General features: G+C 68.7%; 22 protein-coding genes and 2 tRNA genes. 16 read left to right on the top strand and 8 right to left on the bottom strand.

Annotated features, from left to right (window positions below):
• The first annotated feature begins 138 nt into the window (after positions 1-138).
• Both pgsA and JWP60_RS11965 read left to right on the top strand, forming a co-directional pair.
• Positions 139-705 (top strand): CDP-diacylglycerol--glycerol-3-phosphate 3-phosphatidyltransferase, encoded by a 567-nt coding sequence (gene pgsA, locus JWP60_RS11970; protein WP_299791113.1) that lies wholly within the window; start codon positions 139-141, stop codon positions 703-705.
• The gene (locus JWP60_RS11965; RefSeq protein ID WP_299791110.1) at positions 702-1,610 is read left to right on the top strand and encodes a DMT family transporter; all 909 of its coding nucleotides are present in this window, start codon (positions 702-704) and stop codon (positions 1,608-1,610) included. The genes pgsA and JWP60_RS11965 overlap by 4 nt, the downstream gene beginning before the upstream one ends.
• Here the strand turns inward: JWP60_RS11965 and JWP60_RS11960 are convergent.
• Complete coding sequence (locus tag JWP60_RS11960; RefSeq protein WP_299791107.1) at positions 1,564-2,529, bottom strand: LysR substrate-binding domain-containing protein; 966 nt, start codon at positions 2,527-2,529, stop codon at positions 1,564-1,566. The two genes, JWP60_RS11965 and JWP60_RS11960, sit on opposite strands and share 47 nt — an antisense overlap.
• A gap of 75 nt (positions 2,530-2,604) precedes the next feature.
• On the opposite strand from JWP60_RS11960, the gene JWP60_RS11955 reads away from it, so the two are divergent.
• The 6 genes from JWP60_RS11955 to JWP60_RS11930 all read left to right on the top strand — a co-directional run bounded on the left by JWP60_RS11955 (position 2,605) and on the right by JWP60_RS11930 (position 7,861).
• Entirely contained in the window at positions 2,605-3,489 is an 885-nt protein-coding gene (locus JWP60_RS11955) for an alpha/beta hydrolase (RefSeq protein WP_299791104.1), read from the top strand.
• Entirely contained in the window at positions 3,486-4,571 is a 1,086-nt protein-coding gene (locus JWP60_RS11950; protein WP_299791101.1) for a tartrate dehydrogenase, read from the top strand. Before JWP60_RS11955 ends, JWP60_RS11950 begins: the two co-directional genes overlap by 4 nt.
• A gap of 225 nt (positions 4,572-4,796) precedes the next feature.
• Positions 4,797-5,069 carry an HU family DNA-binding protein gene (locus tag JWP60_RS11945; RefSeq protein ID WP_299791098.1) on the top strand — a complete coding sequence of 91 codons (273 nt, stop codon included), beginning with the start codon at positions 4,797-4,799 and terminating at the stop codon, positions 5,067-5,069.
• 17 nt (positions 5,070-5,086) lie between these two features.
• Positions 5,087-5,162, top strand: a tRNA-Val gene (locus JWP60_RS11940).
• A gap of 50 nt (positions 5,163-5,212) precedes the next feature.
• Positions 5,213-7,141, top strand: a complete 1,929-nt coding sequence (locus tag JWP60_RS11935) for a SurA N-terminal domain-containing protein (RefSeq protein WP_299791095.1) — start codon at positions 5,213-5,215, stop codon at positions 7,139-7,141.
• Positions 7,142-7,318: 177 nt separating this feature from the next.
• Positions 7,319-7,861, top strand: coding sequence for a hypothetical protein (locus tag JWP60_RS11930; RefSeq protein ID WP_299791092.1), 543 nt, complete (start codon positions 7,319-7,321; stop codon positions 7,859-7,861).
• Between the two features lie 221 nt (positions 7,862-8,082).
• Here JWP60_RS11930 and mfd read toward each other — a convergent pair whose 3' ends face one another.
• Entirely contained in the window at positions 8,083-11,622 is a 3,540-nt protein-coding gene (gene mfd / locus JWP60_RS11925) for a transcription-repair coupling factor (RefSeq protein ID WP_299791089.1), read from the bottom strand.
• 96 nt (positions 11,623-11,718) lie between these two features.
• Here mfd and ispD point away from each other — a divergent pair, with 96 nt between their 5' ends.
• Both ispD and ispF read left to right on the top strand, forming a co-directional pair.
• Entirely contained in the window at positions 11,719-12,414 is a 696-nt protein-coding gene (gene ispD, locus JWP60_RS11920; RefSeq protein ID WP_299791086.1) for a 2-C-methyl-D-erythritol 4-phosphate cytidylyltransferase, read from the top strand.
• Positions 12,414-12,908 (top strand): 2-C-methyl-D-erythritol 2,4-cyclodiphosphate synthase, encoded by a 495-nt coding sequence (gene ispF / locus JWP60_RS11915; RefSeq protein ID WP_299791083.1) that lies wholly within the window; start codon positions 12,414-12,416, stop codon positions 12,906-12,908. Before ispD ends, ispF begins: the two co-directional genes overlap by 1 nt.
• 134 nt (positions 12,909-13,042) lie before the next feature.
• On the opposite strand, the gene JWP60_RS11910 is transcribed toward ispF, so the two are convergent.
• Together JWP60_RS11910 and ompR are read right to left on the bottom strand one after the other, a co-directional pair.
• Positions 13,043-14,521 carry a sensor histidine kinase gene (locus JWP60_RS11910; protein ID WP_299791080.1) on the bottom strand — a complete coding sequence of 493 codons (1,479 nt, stop codon included), beginning with the start codon at positions 14,519-14,521 and terminating at the stop codon, positions 13,043-13,045.
• A 137-nt stretch (positions 14,522-14,658) separates the two neighbouring features.
• Complete coding sequence (gene ompR / locus JWP60_RS11905; protein ID WP_201169719.1) at positions 14,659-15,390, bottom strand: two-component system response regulator OmpR; 732 nt, start codon at positions 15,388-15,390, stop codon at positions 14,659-14,661.
• Between the two features lie 210 nt (positions 15,391-15,600).
• On the opposite strand from ompR, the gene JWP60_RS11900 reads away from it, so the two are divergent.
• From JWP60_RS11900 to JWP60_RS11875, 6 genes are all read left to right on the top strand, one after another.
• Positions 15,601-16,290 (top strand): SIMPL domain-containing protein, encoded by a 690-nt coding sequence (locus tag JWP60_RS11900; RefSeq protein ID WP_299791067.1) that lies wholly within the window; start codon positions 15,601-15,603, stop codon positions 16,288-16,290.
• An 82-nt stretch (positions 16,291-16,372) separates the two neighbouring features.
• A complete protein-coding gene (locus tag JWP60_RS11895; protein WP_299791064.1) occupies positions 16,373-17,188 on the top strand; it encodes a metallophosphoesterase in 816 nt (271 codons plus the stop codon).
• A 173-nt stretch (positions 17,189-17,361) separates the two neighbouring features.
• Positions 17,362-18,306, top strand: coding sequence for an alpha/beta hydrolase (locus tag JWP60_RS11890; RefSeq protein WP_299791061.1), 945 nt, complete (start codon positions 17,362-17,364; stop codon positions 18,304-18,306).
• On the top strand, positions 18,278-20,485 hold the full coding sequence (locus tag JWP60_RS11885) for a bifunctional (p)ppGpp synthetase/guanosine-3',5'-bis(diphosphate) 3'-pyrophosphohydrolase (protein ID WP_299791058.1): 2,208 nt from the start codon (positions 18,278-18,280) through the stop codon (positions 20,483-20,485). Before JWP60_RS11890 ends, JWP60_RS11885 begins: the two co-directional genes overlap by 29 nt.
• A gap of 75 nt (positions 20,486-20,560) precedes the next feature.
• Positions 20,561-20,941, top strand: a complete 381-nt coding sequence (locus tag JWP60_RS11880) for a hypothetical protein (RefSeq protein ID WP_299791055.1) — start codon at positions 20,561-20,563, stop codon at positions 20,939-20,941.
• Between the two features lie 117 nt (positions 20,942-21,058).
• Positions 21,059-21,133, top strand: a tRNA-Val gene (locus JWP60_RS11875).
• Positions 21,134-21,311: 178 nt separating this feature from the next.
• On the opposite strand, the gene JWP60_RS11870 is transcribed toward JWP60_RS11875, so the two are convergent.
• From JWP60_RS11870 to JWP60_RS11855, 4 genes are read right to left on the bottom strand one after another with little or no spacing between them, the layout of a single operon-like run.
• Positions 21,312-22,016, bottom strand: coding sequence for an isochorismatase family cysteine hydrolase (locus JWP60_RS11870; protein WP_299791052.1), 705 nt, complete (start codon positions 22,014-22,016; stop codon positions 21,312-21,314).
• Complete coding sequence (locus JWP60_RS11865) at positions 22,013-23,641, bottom strand: ABC transporter ATP-binding protein (protein WP_299791049.1); 1,629 nt, start codon at positions 23,639-23,641, stop codon at positions 22,013-22,015. Before JWP60_RS11865 ends, JWP60_RS11870 begins: the two co-directional genes overlap by 4 nt.
• Entirely contained in the window at positions 23,638-24,324 is a 687-nt protein-coding gene (locus tag JWP60_RS11860; RefSeq protein WP_299791046.1) for an isochorismatase family cysteine hydrolase, read from the bottom strand. The genes JWP60_RS11865 and JWP60_RS11860 overlap by 4 nt, the downstream gene beginning before the upstream one ends.
• 2 nt (positions 24,325-24,326) lie before the next feature.
• Positions 24,327-25,406 (bottom strand): formamidase, encoded by a 1,080-nt coding sequence (locus tag JWP60_RS11855; RefSeq protein WP_299791043.1) that lies wholly within the window; start codon positions 25,404-25,406, stop codon positions 24,327-24,329.
• Position 25,407: the final 1 nt, after the last annotated feature.

The following is a 25,407-nucleotide window of genomic DNA, read 5'->3' as shown; positions in this document are numbered from 1 at the left end:
AGGCGCGGAAATTCGCGGAAAACGCCGAAGGATTCCATTTGAAATTCTGTTCTGCGTCTTCTGCGCAACTTCTGCGTCCTGGATGTCCGCATTCGGCAGCGCCCGGTCGGTGACGCCGCCCTCATGCACAATCGCTCCATGTTCCTCACGGTCCCGACGCTCCTGACCTGGACGCGCATCGTCGCCATCCCGCTGCTGGTGGGGGTGTTCTACATGGGATTGGAGCCGCGGCTGCAAAACCTGGTGGCCACCGTGATGTTCATCGTCTTCGCCGCCACCGACTGGCTCGACGGCTTTCTGGCGCGCAAGCTGAACCAGACTTCCTCCTTCGGCGCCTTCCTCGATCCGGTGGCCGACAAGTTCCTGGTCTGCGCCTCGCTGCTGGTGCTGGTACACCTCAAGCGCGCCGACGTCTTCGTGGCCCTGATCATCATCGGCCGCGAGATCGCGATCTCCGCGCTGCGTGAATGGATGGCGCAGATCGGCGCCTCCAAGAGCGTCGCGGTGCACATGCTCGGGAAGATCAAGACGACCGTGCAGATGATCGCCATCCCCTTCCTGCTGTTCGACGGCCACCTCTTCGACTTCGTCGACACCTTGGTCTGGGGCACCTGGCTGATCTGGCTCTCGGCCATCCTGACCGTCTGGTCGATGATCTACTACCTGCAAAAGGCGCTGCCCGAAATCCGCAGGCGCGTGCAATGAGCGCCACGGTCGGCGGGCGGGTCGACCCGCTGGTGCGGGCCATGCCCGCCGTCTTCGTCGTGATCTGGAGCACCGGCTTCGTCGTCGCGCGCTACGGCATGCCGCATGCGCCGCCCATGACCTTTCTGTGCGTGCGCTATCTGCTGTCGGTGATCGCGTTCTTCGCCTGGGCGCTGCTGGCCGGCGCCCGCTGGCCCACGGAGCGCCGCCAGTTCGCCCATCTTGCGGTCACCGGCATCCTGATGCACGGCGGCTATCTCGGGGGCGTCTGGGCGGCCGTCAAGGGTGGCATGGGCGCCGGGCTCGCGGCCCTGCTGGTGGGCCTGCAGCCGGTGCTGACGGCAGTGTGGATCTCGCTGCAAGGCGGTCGCGTGGCGCCGCGCCAGTGGGGCGGCCTGGCGCTCGGCCTCGCGGGCCTGCTGCTGGTGGTGGGGCAGAAGCTCGGGCAGGGCGAGGTGAATGCCGGCAATTTCGCCTGCGCGATGGTGGCGCTGCTGTCGATCACCGCCGGCACGCTGTACCAGAAGCGCTTCCTCGGCCCGTGCGACGTGCGCACCGCCAACCTCGTGCAACTGGCCGCGGCGTTCGCAGCCACCATGCCGCTTGCCTTGCTGGAAGCGGAGCCGATGCGCTGGCTGCTGCCTTCGGGCGCGGTCAATCGCGAACTGGTGGGGGCGGTCGCCTGGTCGGTGCTGGGCCTGACGCTGGGCGGCAGCTCGCTGCTGTACCTCCTGATCCAGCGCGGCGCGGCCACCACCGTCACCAGCCTGATGTACCTGGTGCCGCCCACCACCGCGCTGATGGCCTGGGTGCTGTTCGGCGAGCCGATCACCGCATGGATCGTCGCCGGCATGGCGCTTACCGCGGTGGGCGTGAGCCTGGTCGTGCGGGCGCCCCGTTCGTGATCTTCCACGGCTCGCCGCGAAAGCGCTCCGCCAGGAAATCCACCAGCAGCCGGATGCGCTTGGGCGTGCTGGCGGTGTGCGGCGCCAGCCAGTGGATGTCGGCATCGGTCATGGCGTAGGCCGGCAGCACGCGCAGCAGCTCGCCGGCCGCCAGCGCGCCAGCGATGTCCCACAGGCTGCGCAGCATGATGCCGTGGCCGGCCAGGCACCAATCGCGCACCAGCTCGCCCGAGTTGCTCGAAAGCGGTCCGCCCACGCGCACGCGCACCTCGCCGCGATCCCGTTCGCGCTGCAGGCGCCAGACGTCGAACTGCTCGTTCTCGCGCACCACCAGGCAGTCGTGTGCGGCCAGTTCCTCGATCGTGCCGGGCGTGCCGCGCCGGCGCAGGTACGCGGGCGCGGCCACCAGCACGCGCTGGTTGCGGGCGAGCCGCCGGGCGGTCCATTCGGTGGCACGCTGGCCGCGCACCGTCCACAGCCACACCGCGCCATCGAAGCCTTCCACCGCCAGGTCGGGCAGCTGCTCCACCAGCTGCAACTGCACATCGAGCTGCGGATGGCGCTCCTGGAATTGCGCGATGGCCGGCCCGAGCCACAGGCGCCCGAAACCGAAGGTCGCGGCCAGCCGAATACGCCCCACCGGCTCCTTGTGCCGCTCCTGCAGCTCCGCCTCCAGCTGGCGAAAGCCGGCCAGCAGGACTATGGCCCGCTCGCACAGCGCCTCCCCTTCGGCAGTGGGCACGACGCGGCGCGTGGTGCGCTGGAACAGCTTGAGTCCGAGCCGCGCCTCCAGCGCCGCCAGCCGCTTGGTGATCACCGACGGCACGACAGCGGCCGCCGACGCCGCGCCCGCCAGGCTGCCATGCTCGCGGATCGCCAGCAGCAGCTCGAGGTCGGGGCGGTCCAGGTGCGCGTTCATTGTTGCTCTAATGGAAAGAATTACTTGCCGGATTATTGCTTGCCGCGAGGTGCACGCCGGTCCAGAATCGCGCCCATGCTTGCCGGCTTCGAATCCCTGCGCCTCGACCGCGCTGGCGTGACCCTCAACCTGCGCCGGGCGGGGCAGGGCGCGCCCCTGCTGCTGCTGCACGGTCACCCGCAGACGCACGCGATGTGGCATCGGGTCGCGCCGCAACTGGCGCAGCAGTTCGAGGTCGTGCTGCTGGATCTGCGCGGCTACGGCGACTCGGGCCGGCCGTCGGCGGGCGCGCAGTCCGCCGCCTACAGCAAGCGCGAGATGGCGCTGGACGCGCTGCACGCCATGCGCGCGCTGGGCCACCAGCGCTTCCAGGTGCTGGCCCACGACCGCGGCGCGCGCGTGGCGCATCGCCTCGCCCTCGACCACGCCGATGCCGTGGAACGCATGATGTTGCTGGACATCGCGCCCACGCTGGCCATGTACCGCAACACCACCGAGGCCTTTGCGCGCGCCTACTGGCACTGGTTCTTCCTGATCCAGCCGACGGCGCTGCCCGAGGCCCTGATCGATTCCGATCCGCGGCGCTACGTCCGCAGCGTGATGGGCGCGCGCCATGCCGGCCTCGACGCCTTCGCGCCCGAAGCGCTGGCCGAGTACGAGCGCTGCATCGCCATTGCCGGCACCGCGCAGTCGATCTGCGCCGACTACCGCGCCAGTGCCGGGATCGACCTGCAGCATGACCAGGTGGACGTCGACGCGCAGCGCAAGCTCACCCAGCCCCTGTGCGTGCTGTGGGGCGAGCATGGCGCCGTCGGCCGCAACTTCGACGTGCCGGCGCTGTGGCGCGCCGTCGCATCCGACTTCTCCGGCCGCAGTCTCCCCTGCGGCCACTACATCGCCGAAGAAGCGCCCGCGCTTCTTCTGGCAGAGGCCCGCAACTTCCTAAGGAGCAAACCGTGAGCAAGAAAAGAATCGCCGTCATCCCGGGCGACGGGATCGGCAAGGAAGTCATGCCCGAAGGCATGCGCGTGGTGGACGCCGCCGCCCGCAAGTTCGGCATCGACCTGGCGTTCGACGAATTCGACTTCGCAAGCTGGGACTACTACGAGAAGCACGGCAAGATGATGCCGGACGACTGGAAGGAGCAGGTCGGCTCGCATGACGCGCTGTTCTTCGGCGCCGTCGGCTGGCCCGAGAAGATCCCCGACCACGTGTCGCTGTGGGGTTCGCTGCTGCTGTTCCGCCGCGAGTTCGACCAGTACGTCAACCTGCGGCCCGCGCGCCTGATGCCCGGCATCATCGCCCCGGTCGTGCGCAGGGACGGCAGCCCGCGGCAGCCCGGCGAGATCGACATGTACATCGTGCGCGAGAACACCGAGGGCGAGTACTCCTCCGTCGGTGGCCGCATGTACCCCGGCACCGAGCGCGAGATCGTGATGCAGGAGACGATCATGTCCCGCGTCGGCGTGGACCGCGTGCAGAAGTTCGCCTTCGAGCTGGCCAAGTCGCGCCCGAAGAAGCACCTGACCAGCGCGACCAAGTCGAACGGCATCGCCATCACCATGCCTTACTGGGACGAGCGCTTCGCCGAGATGGCGAAGAACTATCCCGAGGTCAAGACCGACAAGTTCCACATCGACATCCTCACCGCGCACTTCGTGCAGCGCCCGGACTTCTTCGACGTGGTGGTGGCCAGCAATCTCTTTGGCGACATCCTGTCCGACCTGGGCCCGGCGTGCACCGGCACGATCGGCATTGCGCCCAGCGCCAACCTCAATCCCGACGGCAAGTTTCCCTCGCTGTTCGAGCCGGTGCACGGCTCCGCGCCCGACATCTACGGCAAGAACATCGCCAACCCCATCGGCCAGATCTGGTGCGGCGCGATGATGCTGGAGTTCCTCGGCCACAAGGAGGCGCACGACGCGATCCTGAAGGCGATCGAGACCGTGCTCGATCCCAAGTCGGGCGCACCGCGCACGGGCGACATCGGCGGCAAGGCCAGCACCACCGACGTCGGCAAGGCGATCGTCGAAGCGCTCTAGGCACCGCCTTCGGGCGGCCAACCGCTGCCGCAATGGCAGCGGGCGTGTTGTATTGCCGCATGTCATATTGACACCCGGCTCAGCCGTGCTCTCTAATCGAATCGCTGGCTGCAAGGCCGCGCACTGTCTCCCCTTCCCGCGCACGGCGCCCGTCGTGCCGCGGGAACGGGAGACATATTTTTGACGAGACCGCATTCCACAAACGATTCCGCACGAGGGCCCCCTGTGAACAAGACCGAACTGATCGAGCACATCGCCAAGCATGCCGACATCTCCAAGGCCGCCGCCACCCGGGCACTGGAATCGATGATCGGGGCGGTGAAGACGACGCTGAAGAAAGGCGGCTCGGTCTCGCTCGTGGGCTTCGGCACTTTTGCGGTCGGAAAAAGGGCGGCGCGGGCCGGTCGCAATCCACGGACCGGCGCACAGATTAAGATCAAGGCTGCCAAGGTGCCCAAGTTCCGTCCCGGCAAGGCGCTCAAGGATGCGCTGAACTGAAACGGATTCTTCCGGTGGGGTGCTTAGCTCAGCTGGTAGAGCGGCGCCCTTACAAGGCGTAGGTCGGCGGTTCGAACCCGTCAGCACCCACCAACGAATAAGGCGAACGGGGTTCGCCTTATTGTTCTTTTAAAGAGTCGCGCATGTTTGATTTCGTCCGCAAGCACACGAAGGTGATGCAGTTCCTGCTGTTCCTTCTGATCGTGCCCTCCTTCGTGCTGTTCGGTCTGCAAGGCTACAACCGCATGCGCGAGAGGGGAGACACGGTCGCGAAGGTGGATGGCCACGAGATCACCCAGCAGGACTGGGACGACGCCCACAAGCGGGAAGTCGATCGCATCCGCGAACGCATGCCCAACGTCGATGCCAAGCTGCTCGACTCGCCGGGCGCCCACTATGCGTCCCTGGAAAGCCTGGTGCGCGCGCGTGTCATGGCCGCGGCCGTGAACGACTCGAACCTGCTGGTCGGCGACCAGCGCGTCGCCCGCGAACTGCAGTCCAACGAGATGATCACCGCGCTGCGCGGCCCGGACGGCAAGCTCGACATGGCCCGCTACCGGGACCTGCTGGCCGCGCGCGGCCTGACGCCCGAGATGTTCGAGAACCAGGTGCGCGGCGACCTCGCCACCCGCCAGGTGCTCGGCGGCGTGGCGCAATCGGCGTTCTCGCCGGCCGCCGCCGCCAACGTCGCACTCTCCAGCTTCTTCGAGCGGCGCGAGGCGCAGGTCGCGCGCTTCAGCACGGCCGACTACAAGGCCAAGGTGACGCCCACCGACGCCGAACTGCAGGAGTTCTACAAGGCCAATGCGGCGCTGTTCCAGTCGCCGGAGCAGGCCAGCATCGACTACGTGGTGCTCGACCTCGCCGCCGTGCAAAAGGGCATCACGGTCAACGAGGCGGACCTCAAGACCTACTACGACCAGAACGCGACCCGCATCAGCGGCCCCGAAGAACGCCGGGCCAGCCACATCCTGATCGCCGTGCCCAAGACCGCCTCGGCCGCCGACAAGGCCAAGGCAAAGGCCAGGGCGGAAGAACTGCTGGCCGAGGTGAGGAAGAATCCGGACAGCTTCGCCGAAGTCGCCAAGAAGAACTCGCAGGACCCGGGTTCCGCGGTCAACGGCGGCGACCTCGACTTCTTTGCCCGCGGCGCCATGACCAAGCCCTTCGAGGACGCGGCGTTCGCGCTGAAGAACAAGGGCGACATCAGCGGCCTCGTCGAGACCGAGTTCGGCTACCACATCATCAAGCTCACGGACCTCAAGCAGCCCAAGCAGCGCACCTTCGAGGAGATGAAGCCGGAGCTCGAGGCCGAGGTGAAGAAGCAGCAGGCGCAGAAGAAATTTGCCGAAGCGGCCGAGACCTTCACGAACACCGTCTACGAGCAGTCCGATTCGCTCAAGCCGGTGGCCGACAAGCTCAAGCTGGAGATCCGCACGGCCAAGGGCGTGACGCGCACGCCGGTCGCCGGCGCCACCGGTGCCCTGGCCAATGCCAAGTTCCTGAGCGCGCTGTTCGCGCCCGACGCCACCGAGCGCAAGCGCAACACCGCAGCGGTGGAAATTGGCGCGAACCAGCTGGCCGCCGGTCGCGTCACGCAGTACGCGCCGACGCGCACGCGTCCCTTCGAGGAAGTGAAGGCGCAGGTGAGCGAGCGCGTGGTGGCCAGCAAGGCCGCCGAACTGGCGAAGAAGGATGGTCAGGCCCAGCTGGCGCAGTGGAAGGCCGCGCCCGCCACTGCGCAACTGCCGGCGGCGCCCGTGATCCTCGGCCGGCAAGGCGGCGACGCCGCCCAGCCGCGCCAGATCGTCGAAGCGGCGCTGCGCGCCGACCCCGCGAAGCTGCCGGCACTGGTGGGCGTGGACCTCGGCGCCGACGGCTACGCCGTGGTGAAAGTGAACAAGGTGCTGGCCCGCGAGACGCCGAAGCTCGAGCAACTGCGGCAGGAGGTCGGGCAGTACACGCGTGCGTGGTCGACCGCCGAGAGCATGGCCTATTACGAGATCCTGAAGGACCGCTTCAAGGTGCAGATCCTGGTGCCCAAGCCCAAGGACCCGATTCCCGGTCAGTGATCGCGCGGGCGAACGTGGGGGAGCGTGGGGGACGGGTCCCCCGCGTCGGGGAATAATCCCCGCGGACCGCGGCTTGCGCCGCGTTCTGCGGGCAAGAGGGCAGGCACGCTTATTGATTGAAGCTGCCTGGAGCTGGGCGCGCTGCGGCCCGGCCCGTCATGACCCGAGGAGCACCGCATGAAGTCCCCCATCGTCCTTGCCGCCGCCTTGCTGGTGCTGTCCACGGCGTTTGCCCACGACCACGAACACGGGGCGGGCGGTCCGGCGACGGCGCCGGTCGCGCCGAACTACGCGCCGCCGGCGCGCGAAATCAAGGCCCTGTCCCCGCAGGAGCAGCGCGGCTGGATCGAAGGCGAGAACATGGGAATGGCGCGCGCCGCCGAACTCAATGGCTACCCGGCACCGATGATGGTGCTGGAGATGGCGCAGACGCTGAAGCTCACGCCGGAGCAGGCGGCGGCCACGCGCGAGCTGATGACGCGCCACAAGTCGCAAGTGCGCAAGCTCGGAGCCGAGCTCGTGGATGCCGAGCGGCAGCTCGATGTGGCTTTCCGCGACCAGCACGCCGAAGCTTCCGAAGTGGACCGCCTCACCGGGCAGATCGGCCAGCTCCAGGCACGCATCCGCGCGTCGCACCTGCGAACGCACGTGGCCGAACAGGCCTTGCTGACGCCGCAGCAGATGCAGCAATACGCGGGGATGCACGGCTTCGCGCATTAGGTGAACCGTCGGCATAGGATCTTTGATCGGGATCACAGGGGCCGCCCACGATCCTGCACAGAATCGGCGTCTTGCGCGCACGCACGTGCGTCACCCCTGGAGAACCGGTGGTTCGACGCCCAGCTCTCCGACCACGGCAAGGACGCCATGGCGGGGCATGAGCAGCATCGAACTCCGAGCAAGTAGGCATTCAGGCGGAACGCCCACGCCCAGGGACGGCCCTACGCCGTCTCCGCCACCTTCGGCTGCCCCAGCGCCCGCAGCACGTCGCGCACCATCTGCGCCCGCTCCTTCACGTCGACCAGCGACTTCTCGATGCGCAGCTTGTCATTGCCCGCCAGCTTGATGTGCTTGTTCTTCTGCACCAGCTGGATGATGGCCAGCGGCTCGATCGGCGGGTTGGCCTTGAACGTGATGTTGATGACGGTCGGCGCCGCATCGACCTTCACCACGCCATAGGGCCGCGCCAGCACGCGCAGCCGGTGCACGTCGATCAGCGTCTGCCCTTGTGGCGGCAGCTTGCCGAAGCGGTCGACGATCTCCTCGAGCAGCCGGTCGATCTGGTCGACGTTGCGCGCGGTCGCGAGCTTCTTGTAGAACGAGAGCCGCAGGTGCACGTCGCCGCAGTAGTCGTCGGGCAGCAGTGCCGGCGCATGCAGGTTGATCTCGGTGGTCACCGACAGGGGTGAGAGCAGGTCCGGCTCGTGGCCCGCCTTGAGCGAGCGCACGGCCTCGGACAGCATCTCGTTGTACAACTGGAAGCCGACCTCCAGCATGTTGCCGCTCTGGTTCTCGCCCAGCACCTCGCCGGCGCCGCGGATCTCCAGGTCGTGCATCGCCAGGTAGAAGCCCGAGCCCAGTTCCTCCATCTGCTGGATGGCATCGAGCCGCTGCGCCGCCTGCTTGGTCAGGCCCTCGATGTCGGGCACCATCAGGTAGGCATAGGCCTGGTGGTGGCTGCGGCCGACGCGCCCGCGCAGCTGGTGCAATTGCGCCAGGCCGAACTTGTCGGCGCGCGCGATCACGATGGTGTTGGCGGTCGGCACGTCGATGCCGGTCTCGATGATGGTGGAGCAGAGCAGCACGTTGTGGCGCTGCTGGACGAACTCCCGCATCACGCGTTCGAGGTCGCGCTCGGGCATCTGGCCGTGGGCCACCGCGATGCGCGCCTCCGGCACCAGGCGCTCCAGCGCTTCGCGCCGGTTCTGGATCGTGTCCACCTCGTTGTGCAGGAAATAGACCTGGCCGCCGCGCTTCAACTCGCGCAGAACCGCCTCGCGGATGACGCCACTGCCCTCGTTGCGCACGAAGGTCTTGATCGCCAGCCGCCGCTGCGGCGCGGTCGCGATCACCGACAGATCCCGCAGTCCCTCGAGCGCCATGCCCAGCGTGCGCGGGATCGGCGTCGCGGTGAGCGTGAGCACGTCGACCTCCGCCCGCAGGGCCTTGACGGCCTCCTTGTGGCGCACGCCGAAGCGGTGCTCCTCGTCGATGATCAAGAGGCCCAGGTTCTTGAACTTCGTCGACTGCGACAGCAGCTTGTGCGTGCCCACCACGATGTCGATGCTGCCGTCTTCCAGCCCCTTGAGCGCCGCGTTGATCTCCTTGGTGGAGCGGAAGCGGCTCATCTCCGCCACCTTCACCGGCCACTTCGAGAAGCGATCGACCAGCGTCTGGTAGTGCTGCTCCGCGAGCAGCGTCGTCGGCGCGAGGAAGGCGACCTGCGTGCCGCCCGTGACGGCGACGAAGGCGCCGCGCAGGGCGACCTCGGTCTTGCCGAAGCCGACGTCGCCGCACACCAGGCGGTCCATGGGATGCGGCGACACCATGTCCTGGATCACCGCGTGGATCGCGGCTTTCTGGTCCGCCGTCTCCTCGAAGCCGAAGTCGTTGGCGAACTGCTCGTAGTCCTGCGCCGAGAAGCGGAAGGCATGCCCCTGGCGGGCGGCGCGCCGCGCATAGAGATTGAGCAGTTCGGCCGCGGTGTCGCGCACCTGTTCGGCGGCCTTGCGCCTGGCCTTCTCCCACTGCCCGGAGCCCAGCTTGTGCAGCGGCGCTTCCTCGGCGCCGACGCCGGTGTAGCGGCTGATCAGGTGCAGCTGGCTGACGGGGACGTAGAGCGTCGCGTCGCCCGCGTATTCGAGGTGCAGGAACTCGGTGCTCCCCTGGCCGAGGTCGAGGTTGACCAGGCCCTTGTAGCGGCCGATGCCGTGCTGGGCGTGCACGACCGGGTCGCCGATGTTCAGCTCGGAGAGGTCCTTGATCAGCGCCTCGACGTCGCTGACCTGTTCCTGCTTCTTGCGGCGCCGCACGGTGGCCGTCGTCGCGAACAGCTCGGTTTCGGTGACGAGGTCGATCGCTTCCTCGACCCAGGCGAAGCCGCTGGCCAGCGCCGCGGTCGCGATGCCCAGCTTCTCGTCGCTGGCCATGAACTCGGCCAGCGACTCGAACGCCGGCAGGTTCAGGTGGCTCGCGCGCAGGAAATCGAGCAGGCTCTCGCGCCGGCCCGCGCTCTCGGCCAGCACCAGCACCTGGTTGGGCGTGCTTTGCGCATGCTGCTTGAAGCGCGCGAGCGGATCCTCGGCGCCGCGCACCACCGACAGGTCGGGCAGGCGCTGGAAGACGCCCTCACCCCAACCCTCTCCCGCCAGCGGGAGAGGGAGTGCAGACCCTTCTCCCGGCAGCGGGAGAGGAGGTGCGGAGCCCTGACTTGCTCCCTCTCCCGCTGGCGGGAGAGGGCGGGGGCTGCGCAGCGCCAGCTGCGCATGCGCATTGGCGCGCGTGTAGAACTGCTCCGTGTTCAGGAACAGCGCCTCCGGCGGCAGCACCGGCCGCTCGGGATCGCCTTGCACCAGGCGATAGCGGTCGCGCGTGTCCTGCCAGAAGCGCTGGAATGCCGGCTCCAGCTCCCCGTGCAGCACCACGGTCGACTGCTCGCCGAGATAGTCGAACACGGTCGCGGTCTCTTCGAAGAACAGCGGCAGGTAGTACTCGATGCCGGCGGTGGCGACGCCGTTGCCCATGTCCTTGTAGATGCGGCTCTTGGTCGGGTCGCCTTCCAGCAGTTCGCGCCAGCGGCTGCGAAAGCGCGCGCGCGCCTCGTCGTCCATCGGGAACTCGCGGCCGGGGAGCAGCCGCACCTCCGGCACCGGATACAGGCTGCGCTGCGTGTCGGGGTCGAAGGTGCGGATCGAATCCACCTCGTCGTCGAACAGGTCGACCCGGTACGGCACCGGCGAGCCCATGGGGAACAGGTCGATCAGGCCGCCGCGCACCGCGTATTCGCCGGGGCTGACCACCTGCGTCACGTGGTTGTAGCCGGCCAGCGTCAGCTGCCCCTTGAGTTTGGCCTCGTCCAGCTTCTGCTGGACGCGAAAGTGGAAGGTGTAGCCGGCCAGGAAGGCGGGCGGCGCCAGGCGATAGAGCGCCGTGCTGGCCGGCACCAGCACCACGTCGGCCTCGCGCTGCAGGATGCGCCAGAGCGTCGCGAGCCGCTCGCTGATCAGGTCCTGGTGCGGCGAGAAGGTGTCGTAGGGCAGCGTTTCCCAGTCGGGGAACAGGGCCAGGCGCAACTGCGGCGCAAAGAAGGCGATCTCGTCCTGCAGGCGCTGCGCGTCGTTGGCATCGGCCGTGACGATGGCGGTGAGCTTGCCGTGCTGGAGTTCCTTTTGCGCGAGCCGGGCCAACAGCAGTGCGTCGGCCGAGCCGGCGGGCCGTGGCACGGCCATGCGACGACCGGGGATGAGCTTGGGTAGATCCATCGAGGGAGAAACGGGGGTGAAAATGCAAAACACCCCGCTTGCATTCTGCGCGGGGTGTGAAAGCATTTTAGGGTGAATAGAATGAATGCGAAGGACATGAACGACAGCGCCCCCACCCCCCGCTATTTCGCCCTGATTCCCTGCGCCGGCAATGGCAGCCGCGCCGGCACCTCGGGCCCGAAGCAATACGAACGTGTCGGTGGCCAGCCGATGGTCTGGCACACCTTGTCTGCCTTTGCCGGCGTCAAGCGCATCGCGCGCACGCTGGTGGTGGTAGCCCCCGGCGACGGCTTTTTCGAGCGCAATCCCACCACCTCCGCGCTGGTCGTGCCCTGCGGCGGCACCACCCGTGCCGCCAGCGTGGCCAACGGCCTGCGCGAACTGCGCCGCGCCGGCGCCGTCGACAGCGACTGGGTGCTGGTGCACGACGCCGCCCGCTGCCTCATCACGCCGCAACTGGTCGATCGCTTGATCGACCGTTGCAGCGAGGACGAAGTGGGCGGGCTGCTGGCCTATCCGCTGGCCGACACGCTGAAGATCGGCGAGGCCGGCCGCGTCGCCGGCACCGTCGACCGCGGTGACAAGTGGCAGGCGCAGACGCCGCAGATGTTCCGCCTGGGCCTGCTGCGCCAGGCGCTGGAAGCGGCGGGCGACGGCATCACCGACGAATCGAGCGCCATCGAGGCCCTGGGCCTGAAGCCGCTGCTGGTGGAAGCCGGCGGCCACAACTTCAAGGTCACCTACCCCGAGGACTTCGCCATGGCCGAGGCCGTGCTGCGCGGCCGGCGCTGATGCCGCTCGCCCCGCGCTTGCGCATCGGCGAGGGCTGGGACACGCACGCGCTGGTGCCGGGCCGCCGCCTGATGCTGGGCGGCGTGCAGGTGCCGTACGAGCGCGGCTTGCTGGGACATTCCGACGCGGATGCCTTGCTGCATGCGATCACCGATGCGCTGTTCGGCGCGGCGGGGCTGGGCGACATCGGCCGCCACTTCCCCGACACCGACGAACGCTTTCGCGGCGCCGATTCGATCGTGCTGCTGCAGGAGGCGGCGCGGCGCGTGCGCGAGGGCGGCTGGGAAATCGCCAACGTCGACAGCACCGTGATCGCGCAGGCACCGAAGCTGGCGCCTCACATCGAGGCAATGCGTTCGCGCATCAGTGAGGCGCTGGGCGTCGCTGCGGGCCAGGTCAACGTCAAAGCCAAGACCGCCGAAAAGCTCGGTCCGGTGGGTGAGGGTCAGAGCATCGAGGCGCGGGCGGTGGTGCTACTGGTGGGCGCTGGTTAGGCCCTGCAGGCTCAAGAAATCTTGAACGCAGAAGGCGCAGAAAGTACGCAGAAATCGCAGAAAAAACCTTTTGAAGGTTGTCCTTCTGCGTCTTCTGCGTACTTCCGCGACTTCTGCGTTCAAAGTGCCGGCCGCTACGCCGTCGCTTCCTTCGGCGCACTGCGCTCGCGCCGCGCCGCATCGCCATTGCCCCCCGGCACCGGCGGCATCATGCGGGGGCGCTGCAGCTTGATGTGCGCCGCCAGGCCGCCCGAGCTGGTGTTGGCCAGCGCGAAGATCCCGCCCATGCGCTGTACCGTCTTGTCGACGATCGCCAGGCCCAGGCCCGCGCCGGTCGCTGCCGTGCGGGCTGCATCGCCGCGGAAGAAGGGCTTGACCAGGTTCGGCAGCGCTTCGGGTGACACGCCCATGCCGTGGTCGCGCACCTTCAGCAGCACCCATTCGTTGCGTGCGCGAGCAGCGATGTCCACCACCGCGATGCCGGTCTCCGGCGTCTTGCCGTAGCGGCGCGCGTTTTCCAGCAGGTTGGAGACGACGCGCGCGAGTTCGACCTCGTCCGCCAGCACCTGGATGTTCTTGGGCATGTCGAGGTTCACGCGGATGTCGCCGTGGTCCTCGATCGCGTACATGCAGGCCTCGATCACGTCGTTCAGCACCACGGGCTTGAGCTCCGCGTGGTCCGGCCGCGCGTAGTCGAGGAACTTGTCGATGATCGCATCGAGCTGGTCGATGTCGGCGGCCATGTGCTCGCGCGCATCGGCATCGACCACGCTCATCTCGGTCTCCAGGCGCAGGCGCGCCAGCGGCGTGCGCAAGTCATGCGAGATGCCGGCCAGCATCACGGCGCGGTCCTGTTCGATCTTGGCGAGCTGCTGGGCCATGCGGTTGAAGCCGATGTTCACCTCGCGGATCTCGCTGGTCACCGCCTTCTCGTCCAGACGGCTCGCATCGAAGTCGCCGTCGCGCACGCGACTGGCCGCAAACGACAGCTGCTTCAGCGGCCGATTGATCAGCCGCGCAATGACCGCCGCGCCGGCCAGCGACAGCGCCGCCGCCGTGATCAGCCACACCAGCCAGGTCTTGCCGCCCACCTGCGAGAACCGGGTGCGGTCCATCAGCATCCAGTAGTCGTCCCGGTCGATCTTGAAGCCGATCCACAGGCCTTCTTCCTTGTTGACGCTGCTGGCCATGACGGTGCCGCTGCCCAGGCGCCCGACCAGCTCGTCGACGATGCGCCTGTCCATCGCGCTGCCGGTCAGCGTCGCGTACTTGTCCCCCGGCTCGCGCGGCAGGATGCGCACGCCCTCCTGGTCGGCCAGGGTCTTGATCAGCGACACGCGCGCGATCGGATCCGCATGGACCAGCGCGGCGCGGCTCAGGTTCACCAGCGAGGCGATCTGCTGCGCCGTCTGCACCGCCCGCGGCTCGAATTCCAGCGCGCGGAAGGTCTGCAGCCAGGCGACGATGGAGCCTATCAGCAGCAGCGACAGCAGGAAGAAGGTGCGCCAGAACAGCGACAGCCCCACCCGCGGCCGCATCTCGAGCGGAGCCGGTGCGGTTTCCAGCGGGGCGGGGCTGGTGGCTTCGACGTTGGTCATCACGGCACGGATCATGAAGCGCGCCGGGTGACGAGGAAGGAAGAAAAGGTCCTGCTCATCGGCGCATTCTGGGCGCTGCCGCCAGCTTTGTCATTCATCCTTGCGGAGCGGCACCGTGCGATTTTCCATCCCGGCGGCGCCGCTGCCGGCCATCAACCCGCGCCGTCCGGCACGAAGACGTAACCGACCCCCCAGACGGTCTGGATATAGCGGGGCGAAGCCGGGTCGGCCTCGATCAGCTTGCGCAGGCGCGAGACCTGCACGTCCAGGCTGCGGTCGAAGGGCTCGAACTCGCGGCCGCGGGCCAGCTGCGCCAGCTTCTCGCGCGACAGCGGCTGGCGCGGATGGCGCACCAGGGCCTTGAGCATGGCGAATTCGCCGGTGGTCAGCGGCAGTTCCTCGCCGTTCTTGCGCAGGGTGCGGGCGCCCAGGTCGAAGGCAAACGGGCCGAAGTTCACCACCTCGTTGTCGGAAGAGGGCGCACCCGGTGCCTCCTGGGCCGGGCGACGGCGCAGCACGGCGTGCACGCGAGCCAGCAGCTCGCGCGGATTGAAGGGCTTGCCCAGGTAGTCGTCGGCGCCGACCTCGAGGCCGACGATGCGGTCGACGTCCTCGCCCTTGGCGGTCAGCATGATGATCGGGGTGCGGTCGTTGGCCGCCCGCAGGCGGCGGCAGATCGACAGGCCGTCTTCGCCGGGCATCATCAGATCGAGCACGATCAGGTCCGCGGTTTCCCGCAGCATCAGGCGGTTGAGGGCCTTGCCGTCCTCGGCCAGGATGACTTCGAAGCCCTCCTGGGTGAGATAGCGGCGCAGCAGGTCGCGAATACGCGCGTCGTCGTCCACCACCAGAATCTTGTCGGTCCGTGCTGCAGCTTGCGTCATGGTTCTCCAGAAGCCTATTTGTAACTGCGCCGATTCTGAAGCCGGTCCAGCGCGATTCCCGGTTTGGGCGGTGGTTTTTCACCGCGTTACAAATGTTGCCCCAGCTGTGCCTCCTTGACAAGTGTCCTGGTGGACGTAGCTGATGCACGGGCGTTGCACAGGTCATGCGCTAGGGTTGCGCCCTCAGCCACCCAGGATCCAGACTCAGCCATGACCAGAACGACCCTTCTCGCCGCGTGCCTGCTTGCCGCCACCACCGCCTTTGGCCAGACGCTGCCGCCGCCGCAGAACGTGCTTCAGCTGCAGGCCAGCGGCACCGTCGAGGTTCAGCAGGACCTGCTGACCATGACCCTCACCACGGCGCGCGACGGCAGCGACCCGGGCACGGTGCAGTCGCAGCTGAAGACCGCACTCGATGCCGCGCTGAGCGAAGTGCGCAAGACCGCGCAGGCCGGCCAGCTCGATGTGCGCACCGGTAACTTCGCCCTGTATCCACGGCGCAACCGCGACGGCCACATCACCGGCTGGAGCGGCTCTGCCGAGCTCGTGCTCGAGGGGCGCGACTTCGCGCGCATCACGCAGGCTGCGGGCCGCGTGCAGACCATGACGCTCGGCGGCGTGAGCTTCGGCCTCAGTCGCGAGCAGCACGCGCGCGTCGAGGGCGAGGCGCAGTCCATGGCCATCGAGCGCTTCAAGAGCAAGGCCAACGAACTGGCCCGCGGCTTCGGCTTTGGCGGCTACACGCTGCGCGAGGTGGCCGTGAACGCCAACGAGCCGGGCTTCATGCCGCGCATGCGCATGGCCGTGGCCTCCGCTGCGGCGCCCGAGGCCGCCGTGCCGGTGGAGCCGGGCAAGGCGAGCGTCGTGGTCACCGTCTCCGGGTCGGTCCAGCTGCACTGAGGGCTGCAGTCCGACACGGCCGTGTCGGCGCTGCCGCTAAGCTGCCGCGCATGCCCACGCCCGCACTGCGCCTGCCTGCCCGATGACGGTCCTGCTGCACCTGTCCGATACCCATTTCGGCACCGAGCAGGAGGCGGTGGTCGCCGCCGCCCGCAAGCTGGCCCACGCGGAGCAGCCCGACGCGGTGATCCTCAGTGGCGACATCACGCAGCGCGCGCGCGCCGCGCAGTTCGACGCGGCGCGGATCTTTTGCGACGGCCTGCAGGTCGAGCGCCTGCTCACGCTGCCGGGCAATCACGACATCCCCCTGTACAACGTGGCCGCGCGCCTGTTCGCGCCCTATGCGGGTTACGCCCGGGTGTTCGGGCGCAACCTGGAGCCGGAGCTGGAGTTCGCGGACGTCCTGGTGATCGGCGTCAACACCACCCGGCCCGAGCGCCACAAGGACGGCGAAGTCTCGCCGCGGCAGATCGAGCGCGTCGCGCGGCGCCTGCAGGGCGCGCGGCGCGATCAGCTGCGCGTGGTGGTCACGCACCAGCCGGTCTGCGTGATGCGGCCGGAGGACGAGAAAGATCGCCTGCATGGCGCCGACGCGGCGGTGCAGGCCTGGTCGCAGGCCGGCGCGGACCTGGTGCTCGGCGGCCACATCCACCTGCCCTACGTGAGCGACGCGTGCGCGCGCGTGAAGGGCACGGGCCGGACCATGTATTGCGTGCAGGCTGGCACCGCGTTGTCGCTTCGCGTGCGGCACAACACGCCCAATTCACTCAACGTGATCCGGTGGACGGCGCCGGCTGCGGGCGCGCCGCGGATCTGCAAGGTGGAGCGCTGGGACTACGACCTGGCGGACGACCGCTTCGAGATGACGCACCCGTATGACTTGGCGCTCGGGGAGTAGGCGATGCGCGATGGCCAGCCGCTGCTCTTGCGCAAGCAATTCAAGAAGACCTTCGCACAGCCACGGACTTACCTGGAGCGCGGTCTTGCCCTGGAGCGTGGCGTCTCCTCTGCGGGATGATTTAGGATGACGCGAAACGCGGAAGCGCACTCGCTTGCGCTCCGCGCGCACCCATGACCGTCCCTACGCTGAACCACGTATCCTGCCCCGATGCCGTAGGCAGTCATCGCATGGCGTACTGGCTATGGGGTGCACCCGATGCGCCGCACCTGGTGGTGTGCGCCCACGGCCTGTCGCGCCAGGGCCGCGACTTCGACACGCTGGCCGATGCGCTGGTGCAAGCGGGCGAGCAAGGCGTGCGCGTGGCCTGTCCCGACGTGGTCGGCCGCGGCCGCAGCGAATGGCTGGCCGATCCCATGGGCTACGCCATGCCCACCTACGTCGCCGACATGCTGCAGTTGCTGGGCGCCTTGCACGCGGCCGCGCCCATCGCCAGCCTCGACTGGGTGGGCACCAGCATGGGCGGCCTGATCGGCATGACGCTGGCCGGCGCGCCGGGCCTGCCGCTGCCGGTGCCGATTCGCAGCCTGGTCCTGAACGACGTCGGCCCGGTGATCGAGTGGTCGGCGCTGCAGCGCATCGGCGGCTATCTCGGGAACACGGGCCGCTTCGACACCGTGCAGCAGGCGGCCGAGGCGATGTGGCAGATCTCGCGCGGCTTCGGTCCGCACACTCCGGAGCAATGGCTGGAGCTGTCGCAGGCGATGGTGAAGTCGCTGCCTGGTGGCGGCTTCACGCTGCACTACGACCCGGCGATCGCCGTCCCTTTTCGCGCTATGACGCAGGCCGCGGCGGCGGCGGGCCAGGCGACGCTGTGGCAGTTCTACGATGCGATCCGTGCGCGCACGCTGCTGCTGCGCGGCGCCGACTCGGACCTGCTCGCGCCCGCGACCGCCGAGGAAATGATGCGCCGTGGCCCGAAGCCGCGGCTGGTGGAATTCGCCGGGGTGGGCCACGCGCCCACGCTGGTGGCGGCCGACCAGGTCGAGGCGGTGCGCGCCTTCCTGCTGGCCGAAGAACCGGTGACCCATGAAGAGCCACGCAGCGGAACAGGGTGACGCCGCCGTCGTCGTGCCGGAGCTGGTGGCGGCCGCGGAGCAGTCGTTGCCGCAGCAGGCCAACGCGCTCGCCCGCGCCCGGGCCTTCGCCGAGCCGCTGATTGCCGGCGAGACGCTGGACACCGGCGAGAACACGCTCGCCCACGCCGATGCGGTGGCTGCCATCCTCAAGACCATGGGCGGCTCCGAGGCCATGCAGGCCGCCAGCTACCTGGTCTACGCCTGCACCCACCTGAACAAGCCGCAGGAAGTGATCGCCAAGGCCTTCGGCGAAAGCTACGCCGCACTGGCGATCGAGACCACCAAGCTGGTGCGCGTGCAGCGCCAGGCGCGCCGAGCACAGGCCGAGGAAACGCGCGAAGACGCGCGCGCCCAGACCGAGAACGTGCGCAAGATGCTGCTCGCCTTTTCGCGCGACCTGCGCGTGGTGATGCTGCGCCTCGCCTCGCGCCTGCAGACGCTGCGCTACTACGCCGCGACCAAGCAGGTGGTCCCCGAAGCGGTGGCGCGCGAGGCGCTGAACGTGTTCGCGCCGCTGGCCAATCGCCTGGGCATCTGGCAGGTGAAGTGGGAGATGGAGGACCTGGCCTTCCGCTTCCTCGAGCCCGACACGTACAAGGGCGTGGCGCGCTGGCTGGACGAAAAGCGCGTCGAGCGCGAGCAGTACGTCGAGCAATTGCGCAGCCGGCTCGAATCCGACCTGCGCGGGCAGGGCATCGCCGCGCAGGTGAGCGGCCGGCCCAAGCACATCTACAGCATCGTCAAGAAGATGCGCGGCAAGTCGCTGGACTTCGCGCAGGTGCTGGACGTGCGGGCGCTGCGGGTGATCGTGCCGGACGTGCAGGACTGCTATGCCGCCCTCGCGTGGGTGCACGAGCGCTTCGCGCCGATCGCCGACGAGTTCGACGACTACATCGCGCGGCCGAAGGCGAACGGCTACCAGTCGCTGCACACGGTGGTGCGCGATGCGGCCGGCCGGCCGATCGAGATCCAGATCCGCACGCAGCGCATGCACGAACACGCCGAGCATGGCGTGGCGGCGCACTGGGCCTACAAGGAGGCGGGCGCCAGGGGCTATGCCGGCGTCAGCGCCTCCAGCGAATACGACACCAAGATCGCGGTGCTGCGCCAGCTGCTGGCGTGGGAGCGCGACCTGGCCGGGTCCGCCGAGGGCCTGTTCGAGGACCGCATCTACGTGCTGACGCCGCAGGCCGCGATCGTGGAGCTGCCGCGCGGCGCCACCCCGGTGGACTTCGCCTATACGCTGCACACGACCCTGGGCCATCGCTGCCGCGGTGCGCGTGTCGATGGCGCGATGGTGCCGCTGAACACGCAGCTGGCGAATGGCCAGACCGTGGAGATCGTTGCGGCGAAGGAGGGCGGCCCCTCGCGCGACTGGCTGAATCCCGAGCTGGGTTTCCTGGCCAGCCCCCGGGCCCGGTCCAAGGTGCGGGCCTGGTTCAACGAGCAGGCGCGGCACGAGACGGTGGCGCGCGGCCGCGAGCTGGTCGAGCGCCTGCTGCAGCGCGAAGGCAAGACCGCCATCAAGCTGGAGGACCTGGCTTCGCAGCTCGGATTCAAGTCGGCGGAGGACCTGTTCGGGGTCGTCGGCAAGGACGAATTCTCGCTGCGCAACATCGAGGTGCTGCTGCATCCGCCGCTGCCCGCGCCGAGCGACGACGAGCTCCTGCTCGCCAAGAAGTGGAAGCCGGCGACGCAGAAAGCGGGCAAGGGCGGCGTGCTGGTGGTGGGGGTCGATTCCTTGATGACGCAACTGGCGCGCTGCTGCAAGCCGGCGCCGCCGGATGTGATCAGCGGGTTCGTCACGCGCGGCAAGGGCGTGAGCATCCACCGCAAGGACTGCGCGAGCTTTCGCGACATCGCCGGGCGCGATCCCGAGCGCGTGATCGACGTCGAGTGGGGCCGGCCCAAAGGCGGCGAGTCGGCGGTCTACCCGGTCGACGTGGCCATCGAGGCGGCCGATCGGCAGGGCCTGCTGCGCGACATCTCCGAACTGTTCGCCAAGGAGAAGATGAACGTCATCGGCGTGCAGACGCAGACCGTGAAGGACACCGCCTGGATGACCTTCACGGTGGAGATCGCCGACTCGCACCGCCTCGGCCAGGTGCTGACCGCGGTGCGCGACGTGCGGGGAGTGCGGGCTGCGCAGCGGCGGTAGGTCGGTGCGACGCCGGAGCAGTCGCTCGCGCAAGCCGCCAGGCAAGCCAGCCGACAGTCCGCCATGATCCCGGCCATGGACCCCATGCTGGAATGCCTTCTGATCGCCTGCGAGCAGGCAGTCAGGGTGGAGTCGCTGCCGCTGCGGCAGGATGGCTCCTTCGCTTCGACCTATGCCAGCTCGGGCGAGACGCTGGCCAGGCGGATCCGCAACGGCGACTTCGACGCGCTGGTATCGCAGGCGACCACGCCGGCCACCGAAACGGACGCCCCCGCCCCCTACCACTGGACGGTGCGGGTGCGGGCCGGCGGAGCGCGCAAGACGGTTTACAAGCTGTGGCTGCGCGAGTCACCGGAGCAGCTCGAAGCACTGCTGGCGGCCCGGAAAGAAGCGGCGCAAATGCGGGCACTCCTGCCGCACGGACAGCGCCAGAGGAAGCCGTGGGGCCCGCTCTGAGTCGGCGGCGATCGGCGTCGAGAACCGGGCGTCCGGCCTGCGAGAGGCGGTTCGAGTGCTGCTATACTTGCGGGCTGACGCAGGCTGCATCGCTGGCTTGCGTCGGACAGATAACACGGGCCGTTAGCTCAGCGGTAGAGCGCCTCTTTGACGTGGAGGATGTCGGAGATTCGATCTCTCCACGGCCCACCAATGATTCCCGCAGGTACGAACCCGCTCCCGAAAGGGGGCGGGTTTTTGCTTTTCAGGTCTTCCCGTCGTGCCCGCTGCGCCGGCCCGTCATAGCTCCAGATGGCGACGCAGGGAGGTCATTGCGGGCTTGACCCGCAATCGATGCGGCGCTTCCGCACACGTCGTCGTGGATCCCGGGTCAAGCCCGGGACGACATCCATTCCGTGCCGGAGACTTGCACTGCCGTCAGTGCCGTGAGCACGCCAACGCTGGGCGCCGTCCAGCCGACGATGCCGCCCTGCGCGTGCATCATCTCCAGGGTCGCGGCCTTGAAGCGCGGGAAGTAGCTTTCGGTGCAGTCCTCCAGCAGCAGGCAGTCGTAGCCGCGATCGTTCGCCTCGCGCATCGAGGTCTGCACGCAGACTTCGGTGGTGACGCCCATGAAGACCAGGTGGGTGATGCCGCGTTCGCGCAGTGCCGCATCCAGCCGGGTCGCATGGAAGGCACCCTTGCCGGGCTTGTCGATGACGATCTCGCCGGGCGCCGGCGCGAGGGCGTCGATGATGGCGTTGCCCGGTTCGCCCCGCACGAGGATGCGTCCCATCGGCCCGGCGTCGCCGATGCGCAGGGACGGATCGCCGCGCAGCCGCTTGGCCGGCGGACAGTCCGAGAGGTCGGGCGCATGCGACTCGCGGGTGTGCACCACCAGCGCGCCGGCCGCCCGCCACGCGTGCAGCACGCGCTGGCAGGCCGGCACGATCGCCGCCAGCAGGCCGACGTCATTGCCCAGCGTCTCGCCAAAGCCGCCCGGCTCGATGAAATCCCGCTGCATGTCGATGATGACCAGCGCGCTGCGCGCCGGCTCGAAGACGTAGGGGAAGGGCAGCGCCGCAACCGTGCTCACGCCGCCGCCTCTTCCAGCGGCGCATCGGCGGGCGCGGGGGGTGTTGGCGTCGCCACCGGGGCGGCCGTGCCGTGGTGCCCGCCGCCCATGTGGGCGCCGAGCACGCGCCGGTCGGCCTGCGCCGCCGCGCACTCGTGGACCACGCGGCCTTCGCTCATGACGACGATGCGGTCTGCCAGCTCGATCAGTTCGTCGAGGTCCTCGCTGATCAACAGCACCGCGCCCGCCCGATCGCGCACCTCGCGCAGGCGGCGATGGATCTCCGCCACCGCGGCGAAGTCCAGGCCGAACACCGGATTGGCGGCGATCAGCACGTTGATGTCGCCGGCCAGCTCGCGTGCCAGCACGGCGCGCTGCACGTTGCCGCCCGAGAGGCTGCGAATCGGCGCGTCCTCGCCCTGGGTCTTGATCCCGTAGGCGGCGATCCACTCGCGCGCGCGGCTGCGCCAATGTGCCATGCGCAGCAGGCCGCGCGTCGCGAGCGGCGGCCGGTCGAAGTCGCGCAAGGCCATGTTCTCGGCGACGCTCAGGTCGGCCACGCAGGCATTGCGCAGCGGTTCCTCCGGCAGGCTGCGCACCTTCAGGCGGTGGTTGTCGGCGCGGCGCGCCGCATAGGGTTCGCCCAGCACGCGCACCGTGCCGCCCGCGCGCTCGCGCTGGCCGACCAGCGCCTCGACCAGCTCGCGCTGGCCGTTGCCCGAGACGCCGGCCACGCCGAGGATCTCCCCCCGGCGGACCTGCAGCGACAAGCCGCGGACGGCAAGCGCGCCGCGGTCGCCCATCACGCTCAGGCCATCGACCTGCAAGGCCGGCACTGTGTCGCCGCTGCGCGGTGCCGCCGGGCGAGTCGGCGCGCGCCCGCTGCCGGTCGCCGCGCTGTCCCCCACCATGGCCTGCGCGAGCTGCGCGGCATCGGTCGTGGCCACGGCGCAGTGATGCACGGCCTGGCCGCGGCGCAGCACCGTGACCTCGTCGGCGTACGCCATGACCTCGCGGAACTTGTGCGTGATCAGCAGCACGGTGCACAGGCCGGCGCGCGCGAACTCCCGCACGTGGCCCAGCACCTCGTCGGCCTCCTGCGGCGTGAGCACCGAGGTGGGTTCGTCCAGGATCAACAGGCGCGGCCGCAGATACAGCTGCTTGAGCAATTCGAGCTTCTGCTTTTCGCCGGCCGAGAGTTCCAGCGGTCGGGCGTCGAGATCGAGGCGGAACGGCGTCGCGGCCAGGAACGCCTGCAGTTGCGCGCGCTTGCGCTTCCAGGCGATCACGCCCGGCACCTGGCCACCGGCCAGCAGCAGGTTCTCGGCCACGGTCATGCCGGGGGCCAGCGTGAAGTGCTGGTAGACCATGCCGATGCCCAGCGCGCGCGCCTTGACCGGCGATGCGATGTCCTGCTCGCGCCCGTCGACCACGATGCTGCCCTGCTCGGCGCGATGGAAGCCGGCGATGCACTTCACCAGCGTGCTCTTGCCGGCCCCGTTCTCCCCGAGCAGCGCGTGCACCGACCCCGGCGCCACCTTGAGGGTGACGGCGTCCAGGGCGGTGAGGCGGCCGAAGCGCTTCGTCAGTTGCCAGGTTTCCAGCGCCATGGCGCCGGTGGGCGGCGCGACGGAGGTGATGTTCATAGCGCCTCCAGCAGCGCACCGGAGGTGGCGTGGGCGCCGAACACGCCACCCTGCATGGTGATCATCTTCAGGGCCGCCTCGTGGTTGCCGCGGTCGGTGGCCGCCGTGCAGTCGGACAGCACCAGGCATTCGAAGCCGCGGTCGTTGGCCTCGCGCATCGTGGTGTGCACGCAGACGTCGGTGGTGATGCCCGCGAGCACCAGGTTGCGGATGCCGCGCGTGCGCAGCACGAGCTCGAGATCGGTGGCGCAGAACGATCCCTTGCCCGGCTTGTCGATAACCACTTCGCCCGGCAGCGGTGCGAGCTCGGGGATGATCTCCCAGCCTGGTTCGCCGCGCACCAGGATGCGGCCGCAGGGGCCGGCGTCGCCGATGCCCACGCCGTCGCTGCCGATCTGGCGCGAGCGCCAGCGCTTGTTGGCCGGCAGGTCGGACAGGTCGGGCCGATGGCCCTCGCGCGTGTGCATCACGGCCAGGCCCTGCGCGCGCAACGCCGCCATCACCCGGCGCAGCGGCGCTATCGGTGCGCGCGTGAGCGAGATGTCGTAGCCCATCTTGTCGACGTAGCCGCCAGGACCGCAGAAGTCGATCTGCATGTCGATCACGATGAGGGCCGTATTGGCCGGCGTCATGTCGCCGTCGAAAGGCCAGCGGTAAGGATTGGCGAGAACGAAGCTTTGCATGGTCAGGCCACCTTCTTCAGGTTTTGCTCCCTCCCCCTGCGGGGGAGGGCTGGGGTGGGGGCGCTCGGCGCTTCCGCCATCACCGGATTCGCTTCGGCGCCGATGTACTCGCGCGCAGGCGCCGCAAACCCGCACGACGTCCCATCCCTCACCTGCACGTCCCACGGCAGCTGGTACGTCCCCGCGGCCATGTCCTGCATGTACGTATAGGGACAGTCCTGCGCGCCGCCCTTCACCGCGACGTAGCCTCGGTGATAGAGCTGGTAGATGTTGTTCTCGACGCCCCAGCCGGTGCGCGCCTCGCGCAGCAGGTCGGGCCGCAGTTCGCAGGTGACGATCTCGTCGGGCCGGCCGCCGCCTTCCACCAGCACGGTGCCGTCGAAGTTGCAGAACATGCCTTCGCCCATGCTGTCGAAGCTGCCGTCGCTGCCGCTCAGGCAGACGCTGGCCGTGTACACGAGGTTGCTGAAGGCATTGGCCTGGTTGCTGATCTTCCACGCGTGGCGGATCGGTGCCGTGTAGCCCGCGGTGCGCAGGATGATCTCCGCGCCCTTGTACGAGGCCTCGCGCGCCATCTCGGGGAACATGCCGTCATGGCAGATGATCAGCGCCAGCTTGCTGCCGTTCGGGCCGTCGCAGACCGGCACGCCCAGGTTGCCGGGTTCCCACGGTTCCACCGGCACCCACGGATGCAGCTTGCGGTAGTACAGGCGGATCGCGCCGGTGGCGTCGATGATCAGGCCGCTGTTGTACGGATTGCCGCCGGGGTTGGCCTCCATGATTGAGAAGCAGCCCCAGATGCGATGCTGCTCGCACGCCGCCTGGAAGGCCGCAACCTCGGGACCCTCGAGCGTGCACATGATTTCCGGATTGGTGTCCATCGAGAGCCCGTGCAGCGAGTACTCGGGGAACACCACCAGGTCCATGGTCCCCTGGTTGCGCCTGGCCTTGCCCACCAGTTCGCAGATGCGCTGCGTCTGCCGCGCGAGATCCGCCTTCGTTGCGACCACGGGCAGTTGCAGCTGCACCAGGCCCACCGCCACGCCGTGCTTCGACTTGTTCAAGCCACCCAGACCGGACATT

It is taken from the genome of Ramlibacter sp. (assembly GCF_028291745.1).
Lineage (GTDB): Bacteria > Pseudomonadota > Gammaproteobacteria > Burkholderiales > Burkholderiaceae_C > Ramlibacter.
The sequence above is the reverse complement of the archived record's forward strand: the minus strand, read 5'-3'. Positions and strand labels throughout refer to the sequence as shown.

Bases quoted from the DNA above. Each gene is read 5' to 3' on its own strand.
- JWP60_RS11900 (WP_299791067.1), top strand. From the start codon at position 15,601: ATGACCAGAACGACCCTTCTCGCCGCGTGCCTGCTTGCCGCCACCACC.
- JWP60_RS11955 (WP_299791104.1), top strand. From the start codon at position 2,605: ATGCTTGCCGGCTTCGAATCCCTGCGCCTCGACCGCGCTGGCGTGACC.
- JWP60_RS11865 (WP_299791049.1), bottom strand. From the start codon at position 23,641: ATGAACATCACCTCCGTCGCGCCGCCCACCGGCGCCATGGCGCTGGAA.
- JWP60_RS11890 (WP_299791061.1), top strand. From the start codon at position 17,362: ATGACCGTCCCTACGCTGAACCACGTATCCTGCCCCGATGCCGTAGGC.
- JWP60_RS11855 (WP_299791043.1), bottom strand. From the start codon at position 25,406: ATGTCCGGTCTGGGTGGCTTGAACAAGTCGAAGCACGGCGTGGCGGTG.
- JWP60_RS11895 (WP_299791064.1), top strand. From the start codon at position 16,373: ATGACGGTCCTGCTGCACCTGTCCGATACCCATTTCGGCACCGAGCAG.
- mfd (WP_299791089.1), bottom strand. From the start codon at position 11,622: ATGGATCTACCCAAGCTCATCCCCGGTCGTCGCATGGCCGTGCCACGG.
- JWP60_RS11935 (WP_299791095.1), top strand. From the start codon at position 5,213: ATGTTTGATTTCGTCCGCAAGCACACGAAGGTGATGCAGTTCCTGCTG.
- JWP60_RS11880 (WP_299791055.1), top strand. From the start codon at position 20,561: ATGGACCCCATGCTGGAATGCCTTCTGATCGCCTGCGAGCAGGCAGTC.
- JWP60_RS11885 (WP_299791058.1), top strand. From the start codon at position 18,278: ATGAAGAGCCACGCAGCGGAACAGGGTGACGCCGCCGTCGTCGTGCCG.
- JWP60_RS11965 (WP_299791110.1), top strand. From the start codon at position 702: ATGAGCGCCACGGTCGGCGGGCGGGTCGACCCGCTGGTGCGGGCCATG.
- ispF (WP_299791083.1), top strand. From the start codon at position 12,414: ATGCCGCTCGCCCCGCGCTTGCGCATCGGCGAGGGCTGGGACACGCAC.
- pgsA (WP_299791113.1), top strand. From the start codon at position 139: ATGTTCCTCACGGTCCCGACGCTCCTGACCTGGACGCGCATCGTCGCC.
- JWP60_RS11930 (WP_299791092.1), top strand. From the start codon at position 7,319: ATGAAGTCCCCCATCGTCCTTGCCGCCGCCTTGCTGGTGCTGTCCACG.
- JWP60_RS11960 (WP_299791107.1), bottom strand. From the start codon at position 2,529: ATGAACGCGCACCTGGACCGCCCCGACCTCGAGCTGCTGCTGGCGATC.
- JWP60_RS11910 (WP_299791080.1), bottom strand. From the start codon at position 14,521: ATGATCCGTGCCGTGATGACCAACGTCGAAGCCACCAGCCCCGCCCCG.
- JWP60_RS11860 (WP_299791046.1), bottom strand. From the start codon at position 24,324: ATGCAAAGCTTCGTTCTCGCCAATCCTTACCGCTGGCCTTTCGACGGC.
- ispD (WP_299791086.1), top strand. From the start codon at position 11,719: ATGAACGACAGCGCCCCCACCCCCCGCTATTTCGCCCTGATTCCCTGC.
- ompR (WP_201169719.1), bottom strand. From the start codon at position 15,390: ATGACGCAAGCTGCAGCACGGACCGACAAGATTCTGGTGGTGGACGAC.